Raw genomic sequence first — 9709 nt, 5'->3', positions numbered from 1 at the left:
GTTGGAAGTATTAGGAACGCCCATTCTGGATGAGCAGGGAGCAATTGTGTATGCGCTCGTTGCCTTTCAGGACATTACGGAGCGCAAACGCTCTGAGCAGATTTTGGCAGACTATTCTCGTGAACTGCTCACTGCAATATTTCCTAACGCCGGTAAAGTACCCGTTAATCCTGTTAAATTGACTAACAAATCACTATTCGCCTGAAAACCAGCAGTGCTATTATTGATCGCTAGATAAGTTCCGGCGATCGCTCCACTTGTGACTCTGACTAAGGCTGCACCACTCACCCCTAAAGCTTGATTTCCGGCTGAGGCTCCATTAGCATCGGTAAATACCTGATTGGCTAAATTTAGTAAGGTGGTGGCAGTGCTATCGGCGGCACGGGTAAAACTGCTAGGTGTAGTCACGGTTAGTGGGTCTGAAGTCAGTAAACCAATTGCATCTGTGCCAATGGTGAAATCAGTAATGCGATCGCTTCCTGATACTAATGATTGTCCAAACTGGAAGGAGAATATATCTGCGCCTTGGCCGCCAGTTAGAGTATCAGCACCAAGATCACCACTTAAAATATCATCTCCATTGTCGCCATTAATAACATTGGCTCCAGAGTTACCGAAGAGGACATCATTGAAAATCGAGCCTTTTACGTTTTCAACGTTGAAAATAGAATCGGTTCCTGCACCACCAATAGCAACTCCATTAGCAAGGTCTACGATAACGCTGGAACCGACAAAACCGTACTCAACGGTATCAATGCCACCCCCACCATCGATAGAATCGTCACCAAATCCCCCTAAGAAAGATTCATTGGCATTAGAACCAATCAGCACGTCACTAAAACGAGATCCCAACACTCGCTCAATGGAAACTAAAGTATCATTACCGCTACCACCAACAACAAGTCCGGCGGACAAATCAACACCGACTCCTGAGCTAGCGTCGAAATAGACAGCAGTATCAAATCCTGCACCGCCATTAATTCTATCAGCGCCGCCAAACCCTTGAATCTGGTTATTTCCAGAGTTCCCAGTCAGTATATCGCCGAATGCTGATCCCTCGATATCTTCGACGTTGGAAATAACCGATGTGCCAAAAGAAGTAACTGCCAGCCCTGTTGAGAGATTAACAATTACTCCCTCACTAAATTTTTGGAAGCTTATGACATCAATACCCGCCCCACCATTGATGGTGTCGTTACCTTTGGAGCCTTCAAAGCTATCATCCTCGGAAGATCCGAGGATACTGTCATTACCTCGATAAACATATTGACGATAGTCGTATCCTGACGTGCCGACAGTTAAAAGGCTATTTCTTGTCGCAACGTCAAGAATCAGATTTGTGTCCTGGCTTGTGATTTGGCCGTTACTTCCGAAGCCAAATTGAGAAGTGATGGTTCCAGAATTAAAGAATCCGGTTGAACTATAGGTGAAATTAACACCTACATAACTAGACTTCAGAACGCCACTGCTATAGAGTACTTCAAAATTGGTGGCAGTTTGCGCCCCATAAAATTCGGCAAGAAAAGTAGTATCCGCAATGTACCTGTTACCTTGAAATAGTATGGTATCAGCCATAAAACTTTCTCTCCTGATTAAACGTTTGGTGTGAATTTATCTTCAGTTAAGATGTAATTAAGGATTTCCAAAAAATAAATTATCCAATCTTATGGGGTGGGCATTTTACCCGCAGCAAAAAGCAGGCGAGAGAGAAGCCCACGCCACAAACTGACTTTTCACGGTATCTGAAAAACCTCTCTCTAAATCTCTCTCCTTTTAGGAGAGATACTTTGAATTTTCCCCCTTCCCGCGTCGGGAAGGGGGTTAGGGGGTTAGGTTTTTCGTGGGATTTTCCAGATTACGTGAAAAATTAGCCCGCACAAAAAGTAGTTGAGTATTTTTTATTTGGAAGTCCTTTAGCGTAGTGGTACGCTATGCCAGATAATACCATTCTTTTTTACCAAAATATCACCAAACCATTTATTTTTATATTTGGAAAATAATTTATATAGTGATTGACCGGATAAATTTGGCTTATGTAAATAACTCTTTTTTATATCTCTGAAGAGAGAAAAATAACATGCTGATTTTGAATCTTTTTCAAAGCCTTGCTTGATCAACAAAGCTAAAAAATCCTTGTTTGGAAACAAGCACGGATAAACAAAGTTTTATATCATGTCCACTTGATTGCTTATTAAAACCGAAGAACCCCACCCCGCCAAAGCTACGCTTTGTCTCCCCTCCCCGCTAGCGAGGAGGGGACTAAGTACAGCTTTGCGTAAAATCGTAACGTTTTTAATGCAAAAAGACGCATTGGCATTGTCAGCCGATGCATTGGCATTGTTAGTCGATGCATTGGCATTGTTAGTCGATGCATTGGCATTGTTAGCCGATACATTGGCATTGTCAGCCGATGCATTGGCATTGTTAGTCGATGCATTGGCATTGTCAGCCGATGCATTGGCATTGTTAGTCGATGCATTGGCATTGCAGGGTATTGCCAAATTTAATTCGCTACGAATTAATGAAATGTTGTACTAAGCTATATTAGAGTTAACTTCAAGAGCTTGAGAAGCTATCTTGATTGTCTCTTTAGTAGCTTTTTCTTTACGTTCACTGTGGCGGTCTGTGAGATAATCAACTTTGTCACGCAATAGCAAGGTAAATTTGTAAAGTTCTTCCATGACATCGACAACGCGATCGCGGTAGGGCGAATCTTTCATAGTACCGTCTTCGTTAAACTCCTCGTATGCTTTAGCCACTGAAGATTGATTCGGGATAGTGAACATCCTCATCCAGCGCCCAAGAATTCTTAATGTGTTGATGGCGTTAAAAGACTGAGATCCGCCACTTACTTGCATGAGTGCCAAAGTTCTCCCTTGAGTCGGGCGAACGGCTCCGATACTGAGCGGAATCCAGTCAATTTGGTTTTTCATTGAAAGCGGCGGGAAACTCCATCCCCTCGTGGGTGGAGAGGGATAGCCGCCCCGCCGCTTTGGGCATTGGGCATTGGGCATTGGTAACTTCTTCCCCATGCCCCATGCCCGATTCCCCATGCCCAAAAACTCCATCCCGCAAGTGGCGTGGAGTTTTTCATAATGCCAGAAATCTGACCGTGCAGTTCTGGGCTAGACCAAACCTGACCTTCTGACCACAAGCTTAATTGACGCAACTCCTGCACCTTCGGGTGGGTGTCAGGTACGCTGCCGATTTACGGCAGTTCGCGTGGATTGAAAAACTTTACCTCTGCGCCAAATTCTTCAATGATACGTGCTGCTTCCTCTGCTAAGAGGCGGCTATAGGAACGCTCACGCAGGGAACCATACAAAAACAAAATTCTGGGGGGATGGTCAAATGTCGTCATGGTAATTGTTTATTCTCCTCCAACTCTCGCAAAAAGGTGCTTTGGGCTTCTCGCAATTCAACATCAGGATTTGCGTGTTGGATTTTCTGTATTGCGTCGTTAAAAGACGAGCCAGTGTAAATCAGGTAAGAAGCCAGTATCGTTCCCGTTCTTCGCCTTCCACTGGTGCAATGAACTGCAACAGCGTTGCCAATGCCTTTTTGAGAGTCAATGAAGTTTTGTAATTCCTGAAGCTGCTCTAGGCTGGGTGCAGTGCCACCTTTGATTGGCAACCACAGATGAGGAATGTTTGCTTTTTGATACAAATCTAGGTTAGAGGGGTCATCCATAAGGGAGACGATCGCACTAATACCAGTAGCCCGTAACTCTGTCAACTCCTCTGCCATTGGCTTACGAACACCTGCCAGTTTTCCTGGAATTACCCACCACAGGTTCTCTGAAATTGGTTGAATTGTTTCTTGCTCCATTGGTTCGAGCCTTAGTTTAATCTCAGTATTACCGAAGAAGAATTCAGAATTCAGGAGCCAGAATCCAGCATGGATTCTGTGCGACTGGATGTCCAAGGGAGGTTTAAAGACTAAATTTATCAATCAGGTTCTTGATTCTGATGGCAAAAAATAACGTTTTTCAAACCAGAAAGCAACATTAACAAGACCAATCAATACAGGCACTTCCACCAGAGGCCCGACGACGGCAGCAAAAGCAACACCCGAATTAATGCCAAATACTGCGATCGCAACTGCGATCGCAAGTTCAAAATTATTTCCGGCGGCTGTAAATGCTACACTTGTGGCTCTAGAATAGTCTGTCTTAATCCGCCAAGCCATGTAAAAGCTAACCAGAAACATGATGACGAAGTAGACAATCAGGGGAATTGCAATCTTCACCACATCTAAGGGTATTTGAACGATCAAATTCCCTTTCAAGCTGAACATAACCACGATTGTAAATAACAGAGCAATCAACGTGATCGGGCTAATTTTATTCACAAATTCCTCGTGATACCACTGCTTGCTTTTCACTTTTACTAAGAAGTAACGAGTGAAAAATCCAGCTAAAAAGGGAATACCAAGATAGATAAACACACTTTGGGCAATTTCGGCAATGCTGACATTAACAACACTGCTTTGTAACCCAAATAGTGGCGGCAGTATAGTCATGAAGAACCATGCATAAGGGCTATAAAAGATAACTTGAAAGATACTATTGAAAGCAACCAATCCAGCCGTGTATTCTGTATTGCCTCGTGCCAAGTCGCTCCACACAACTACCATTGCAATACAACGAGCTAATCCAATCAGAATCAATCCCGTCATGTATTCTGGATAACCGTGTAAAAAGGTAGCCGCTAGAGCAAACATCAGAATTGGCCCAATGATCCAATTCTGAAGTAGTGATATACCGAGAATTTTACCGTTGCGAAATACATCCCCTAAATCTTCATACCGCACCTTGGCTAGGGGCGGATACATCATCAGAATTAACCCAATGGCAATTGGTATATTCGTTGTTCCTACTTGGAACTGGTTGATAAAGGCTTCTACTCCAGGAAAGAAATAGCCCACACCAACACCAAGAGCCATTGCTAAAAAAATCCACAAGGTCAGGAAGCGGTCAATAAAAGAGAGGTGTTTTGAAGTCTTTTTGTTCATTGACCTATATCAAGAGCATACCTCTATCATTTCAAAAAAAATTGATTTGTCAATGTCTAAAGAGCTAGCAGGAAACAAAACATTACAAAAAAAATTGATGGATTTTTAAGTTTCGCAGGGGGGACGAATAGGCAATATTGGGCTAAAGCGGCGGAATTCTGCTAGATACTGCTCTAAAACAACAAACTGCGGCAGATTGAGGCTGTAGTAAATCCAGCGCCCTTCTTGACGAGCGCGAACTAAGCCAGCTTCTTTCAGGGTTTTGAGGTGAAAAGACAGTTTAGACTGAGTGGTTCCCAGATGGTCGCACAGGTCACACACGCATAGTTCTTGAGAGCGCAGAAGTTCTAATACTTTAATCCGTAGGGGGTCAGACAGGGCATAAAAGCCAGCAGCGATCGTATCAGGAGTGAAGGTGCTATTAGAAACCATCAACTTTTCTTGAAGTATTTCTTTATGGTAAAGTCTAATTGAATAGTATTAGTACTTAAAAAGGCCCGAAGTGTCTGACCAAAAAAGTCCACCAGCAGTAATTGGAGTACTGTCTTGTTTTTGAAGATTTATTGATAATGATAATTGCTTGACCGAGTTTTTTTGGTATTCGTGCTGTAATTGCTATTAGTTAACTAACTTAACTAGCGTACAGGCGCAAGCTTTTTTCGACCAAGGAGTTAAGGCTTTGTCCCTCTTTCTTTGCAAGAAATACAATTTTTTTGTGTAAATCAGGGTCAATTCTCACCATGAATTTACCTGAGAATGGCTTATCAGCCTCCTCTCCACGTTCTCTACAAAAATTTAAATAATCATCCACTGAATCAGAAAAAGCTTGTTTTAGTTCATCTACGCTACTACCTTGAAAAGTAATCACGTCCCGAATATTAATTACTTCACCGTGAAAAATTTCTGCCTCAGCATCAAATTCTACAGATGCTTCATATCCTTTATATTTCATCGTTTTCAGTCCCCGCTTCTTTAATCCCCGTTTCTGTCAAGAACCTTTGATTTCTTCTCGCCTACTTACGAATTACAAATTACGAATTATTTTAAGGTCTATAGTCGATTCTTAGTTGGAATCACAATCATTGAGAAATAGGGTACTTTGGCTGGATCAACTTCATCCAGAGGTACGATGCGTTGCTGTAATGTTGATGCCCGCTCAATATATCTTGCCCGTGATGCTAGCCCTAATTTATGCAGAATATCTCGTACTTTGGTAAAGTGACGACCTAGCTTCATAATTGCGGCTGCATCGGTCATCAGCAGATGTGTAGTTAGTTCTTCTGCTGGCAATGGCGCGGGTAAGACTGTGAGGATATCGGTGTAGTAGGTGAAAGGTACACCCAAGGCTACCGGACAAGCCATCAGCGAAGAAACTCCGGGGACAACTTCTGTTTCATACTGGTCACATAACCGCGTGAACAGGTACATAAACGAACCATAGAAAAATGGATCGCCCTCGCACAGCACTACGACATCTCGACCGGCTGCTAAATGGTCGGCGATTGGTTCAATTTCCTTGTCATAAATAGACTTGGCCTTTTCTGGTTCCAAAGCGCGGGGGAGATGAAATAACACCTCAATTTGATTGCCAGGTAGATACTGCGCCACGATCGCTCTAGCAATACTTTCTTTATCTGTGGCTGATTGATAGGCTACCACAGGAGCCGCACGTAATAACCGCAGTGCTTTCAGAGTCAATAGTTCGGGATCGCCTGGGCCGACACCAATTCCATAAAGACGACCTTTAGTTTTCATCATTATTCTTCCTCCGTTGCCAGGGCGTTAACTGCTGCGGCTGCGATCGCACTCCCACCGCGCCGACCATGTAAGGTTAAAAATGGTACATTTTTGCTGTCTGCTGCCAATGCGGCTTTTGATTCGGCTGCACCGACAAACCCAACTGGAAAGCCTAAGATAATAGCAGGCTTGGGCGCTCCTTCATCGAGCATTTCTAACAGCCTAAACAGTGCTGTGGGCGCATTGCCAATTGCGATCACCGAGCCTTCGAGGTGCGATCGCCATAATTCCAGGGCTGCCGCTGACCTTGTAGTATTTAGACGCTGGGCAATTTCTGGCACTTCCGGCTCATTAAGGGTACAGATAACTTGATTATTTGCAGACAACCGCCGCCTGGTAACGCCATCAGCAACCATTCGGCAGTCGCACAGAATTGGCGCTCCTGCTGCTAGGGCTGCCCTTGCAGATTGTACTGCTGTTGGTGAATATCCCAAGTCAGTGATAATATCCGTCATTCCACAGGCATGAATGAGACGTACAGCAACTTTTGCTACATCTGGTGGCAGCACATCTAGGTTCGCTTCTGACCGGATGATTGCAAAGGAATTGCGGTAGATTTCGTTGGCATCTCGGATGTAGTCGGGCATTCGATTTAAGCTGTTACGCAAATAAAATTGGATATTTACTCGTAAGGGTTGTCATTAGTCATTTGTCACTTGTACTGAGCTTGTCCTGAGCGTAGCCGTTGGCGCAGCCTCTCGTAGAGAAGGGCGTAGTCGAAGTATTAGTCATTTGTATTTCAAAGGACAATATTAACGATTGCAATGTACAATCTAGACGCGCATCAGCTTAGGATTTTAGATTGACAAATAAAAATCGAAAGGTTCAGATTGCCGACTTCTCTAAAAAGTTGGGAATCTTGTTATTTACAAATGAATTAAGAATAATATTAAATAACTGCTGTAATTGGGCGATCGCATATCGATTAGCAAATTCCCCAAAAGACTCATTAGAATTTAGACGTTGAATTTTATATACATATAGCATTTGCTCTATTAATGCAGGTAGTTTGGCAAAAGTTACATTTTGATATAGTTCACATCCGAATTTCTCCTTGCTATCACCAACATAAACGTGATAGCCTTCCACAGTTCCATTGTCAGCCTCAATGCTGACACCAAGCAGAGTAATATCACTCTTGCTATGCTGGGCGCAGGATTTTTCGCAGCCGCTAAAGTGGATATTAACTGGACAATCCAGAGTAACCCGAGTTTCAAGATACTTTGCCAATGCCAACGCATGATCTTTGGTATCTGTGGCAGAAGCGGCGCAACCATTTTTTCCAGAACAGGCAACTAATGCACTCTTGATGTTAGTTGCTGAGGAATCCAATCCTAAGAAAACAATTTCACTTTGGACATCAGCAACCCATTGCTGAGGAATATCTGTTATCAGCAAATTTTGCCAGGGGGTTAACCGAAGAGTGCCGCTACCGTATTTTGCTGCTAAATCTGCTAAACCCCGCATCTGGCTACTCTCCAGTCGCCCAAGGGGTAAGACGACACCAAGGTAAAATAAGCCTTGCTGACGTTGCGGGTGGATACCAATATGCTGATACTTAGCATTTGACCTCTCCCCCAACCCCTCTCCTGCAAGGAGAGGGGAGAATTTCTCCCCCTTCCCTACGAGGGAAGGGGGTTGGGGGGTTAGGTCTTTTCTTACTTCACTGCATAAAAGAGAAAAAGGTAAACACTGTTTAACTTCCTGGAGATAATTTTCACAACCCAAAATATTTAATAACTCTAAGAGACGTAGCTTACGCTTACTTGTAGTATTACTATGAGCTAGATAGACATCCGCCAAAGCTGCCAAGACGGGCAAACATTTCTCTGGTGGCAACAAAATTCCCATATCGCTGGGCGGTTGACCCTTTGCACCTACACTGAGATGGAGGCGGAAGTAAACATTACCGTCAACTAAGACAGCAGCAAATAAGATATCATTCAAGCGATCGCACACCCGAATTATCCCACCACCATCAAAGCAAACGCTAAATTTTGCCGACAGTCCCGAAAGCGCCGGATGTGCAGCAATATAATCATCCCAACCTTGGACAAAAGGGCGGGTGTCGATTAATTCCTGCGGGTCGATACCAGCAGTTGGGCTGGTCATAATATTGCGGATGTGGTCTACAACAGGATTGCGAGAACCCAATCCTATATCCTGTAGATGTTTCAGAACCTCAGCATTTATCCCCGTGCGGATTTCACGGACTTGCAGGTTAGCTCGATTAGTCACATCTACATAGCCGCCACCGTGCTGTTCTGCTATATCTGCGATCGCACGGCACTGCTGACTACTAATAATTCCACCTGGTATTCTAATGCGAGATAATATACCATCGGCGGCGGGTGTAGCATAAAACAAGCCAGGACAAGTGGCAAATCCAGAAACCAAACTTAGAACTCCTTCCCCGTGCAACGCAGGGAGTAGATGGTGAGCGTGTCTTGAGGACATCTTGAGAGTTGGCATTCTGACTTGGGTGATCCCATCACAGCTGCGGCACAGTCCCGGAATTTCACCGGAGTTTCCCAACTCCAAGCTTTAGTAATTTAGCACGAGAACGTAGTCAGAATATTTAATGCTTCATATTTTGAATCAACCTATCCACGCCCAAAGACGCTCATGTAGTAACGCCTAATTAGTTTACAGCTATTTTCAGGTAAATAGACCACGCGGTAGGGGCACAGCAATGCTCATTGGTGTCAACTTAAGCTAAAAATCGCTTATCTGTTGGCTGACACGCCCGCCCAGAAATGAATTTCAGGGCTTATAGCTAAAGTCTACTGAAGTAGACTAAAGATTTTTGGCTATATTTAGTCATCAAAAGAAGACTTTCGCTATTAGCAAGGAACTTCAGTTCCTTGCGGGACATGGCTTTTACGTTAAGTTGACACGT

At 43.8% G+C, this 9709-nt stretch carries 9 protein-coding genes, 2 pseudogenes and 1 riboswitch; of the genes and pseudogenes, 1 reads left to right on the top strand and 10 read right to left on the bottom strand.

Annotation, left to right across the window (positions count from 1 at the left end; all coding sequences use genetic code 11):
* Positions 1–111 precede the first annotated feature (111 nt).
* Positions 112–1575, bottom strand: a complete 1464-nt coding sequence (locus tag LC574_RS11725) for a calcium-binding protein (protein WP_229453681.1) — start codon at positions 1573–1575, stop codon at positions 112–114.
* A gap of 720 nt (positions 1576–2295) precedes the next feature.
* Between LC574_RS11725 and LC574_RS11720 the strand changes: the two genes are divergently transcribed.
* Complete coding sequence (locus LC574_RS11720) at positions 2296–2538, top strand: hypothetical protein (RefSeq protein ID WP_229453680.1); 243 nt, start codon at positions 2296–2298, stop codon at positions 2536–2538.
* Here LC574_RS11720 and LC574_RS11715 read toward each other — a convergent pair.
* From LC574_RS11715 to cobG, 9 genes and pseudogenes are all read right to left on the bottom strand, one after another.
* Positions 2535–2933 (bottom strand): annotated as a pseudogene (locus tag LC574_RS11715) (NAD(P)H-dependent oxidoreductase); the annotation flags it as partial. The gene LC574_RS11720 and the pseudogene LC574_RS11715 sit on opposite strands and share 4 nt — an antisense overlap.
* A 152-nt stretch (positions 2934–3085) precedes the next feature.
* Positions 3086–3361, bottom strand: a pseudogene (locus tag LC574_RS11710) (NAD(P)H-dependent oxidoreductase); the annotation flags it as partial.
* Entirely contained in the window at positions 3358–3828 is a 471-nt protein-coding gene (locus tag LC574_RS11705) for a dual specificity protein phosphatase family protein (protein WP_229453679.1), read from the bottom strand. The gene LC574_RS11705 and the pseudogene LC574_RS11710, both read right to left, overlap by 4 nt.
* Before the next feature lie 123 nt (positions 3829–3951).
* Positions 3952–5013 (bottom strand): ACR3 family arsenite efflux transporter, encoded by a 1062-nt coding sequence (gene arsB, locus LC574_RS11700; RefSeq protein WP_229453678.1) that lies wholly within the window; start codon positions 5011–5013, stop codon positions 3952–3954.
* A gap of 105 nt (positions 5014–5118) precedes the next feature.
* Entirely contained in the window at positions 5119–5445 is a 327-nt protein-coding gene (locus tag LC574_RS11695) for a helix-turn-helix transcriptional regulator (protein WP_229453677.1), read from the bottom strand.
* A 199-nt stretch (positions 5446–5644) separates the two neighbouring features.
* Positions 5645–5965: a type II toxin-antitoxin system HicB family antitoxin gene (locus LC574_RS11690; RefSeq protein WP_229453676.1), complete on the bottom strand. Its 321-nt coding sequence runs from the start codon at positions 5963–5965 to the stop codon at positions 5645–5647.
* Between the two features lie 98 nt (positions 5966–6063).
* Positions 6064–6768 (bottom strand): precorrin-2 C(20)-methyltransferase, encoded by a 705-nt coding sequence (locus LC574_RS11685; RefSeq protein ID WP_229453682.1) that lies wholly within the window; start codon positions 6766–6768, stop codon positions 6064–6066.
* A 2-nt stretch (positions 6769–6770) separates the two neighbouring features.
* Complete coding sequence (locus LC574_RS11680) at positions 6771–7397, bottom strand: precorrin-8X methylmutase (RefSeq protein ID WP_229453675.1); 627 nt, start codon at positions 7395–7397, stop codon at positions 6771–6773.
* Positions 7398–7635: 238 nt separating this feature from the next.
* Complete coding sequence (cobG, locus tag LC574_RS11675; protein ID WP_229453674.1) at positions 7636–9282, bottom strand: precorrin-3B synthase; 1647 nt, start codon at positions 9280–9282, stop codon at positions 7636–7638.
* Positions 9256–9388: riboswitch (cobalamin riboswitch) on the bottom strand. It overlaps the preceding gene by 27 nt.
* Between the last annotated feature and the right edge of the window lie 321 nt (positions 9389–9709).

It is taken from the genome of Nostoc sp. CHAB 5715 (assembly GCF_020829685.1).
GTDB lineage: Bacteria > Cyanobacteriota > Cyanobacteriia > Cyanobacteriales > Nostocaceae > Nostoc.
This window is presented reverse-complemented; position numbering and strand designations above follow the sequence as displayed.

Excerpts from the sequence above, each read along its gene's own strand:
- LC574_RS11725 (WP_229453681.1), bottom strand. The coding sequence starts at position 1,575 with ATGGCTGATACCATACTATTTCAAGGTAACAGGTACATTGCGGATACT.
- LC574_RS11720 (WP_229453680.1), top strand. The coding sequence starts at position 2,296 with ATGCAAAAAGACGCATTGGCATTGTCAGCCGATGCATTGGCATTGTTA.
- LC574_RS11705 (WP_229453679.1), bottom strand. The coding sequence starts at position 3,828 with ATGGAGCAAGAAACAATTCAACCAATTTCAGAGAACCTGTGGTGGGTA.
- arsB (WP_229453678.1), bottom strand. The coding sequence starts at position 5,013 with ATGAACAAAAAGACTTCAAAACACCTCTCTTTTATTGACCGCTTCCTG.
- LC574_RS11695 (WP_229453677.1), bottom strand. The coding sequence starts at position 5,445 with ATGGTTTCTAATAGCACCTTCACTCCTGATACGATCGCTGCTGGCTTT.
- LC574_RS11690 (WP_229453676.1), bottom strand. The coding sequence starts at position 5,965 with ATGAAATATAAAGGATATGAAGCATCTGTAGAATTTGATGCTGAGGCA.
- LC574_RS11685 (WP_229453682.1), bottom strand. The coding sequence starts at position 6,768 with ATGAAAACTAAAGGTCGTCTTTATGGAATTGGTGTCGGCCCAGGCGAT.
- LC574_RS11680 (WP_229453675.1), bottom strand. The coding sequence starts at position 7,397 with ATGCCCGACTACATCCGAGATGCCAACGAAATCTACCGCAATTCCTTT.
- cobG (WP_229453674.1), bottom strand. The coding sequence starts at position 9,282 with ATGCCAACTCTCAAGATGTCCTCAAGACACGCTCACCATCTACTCCCT.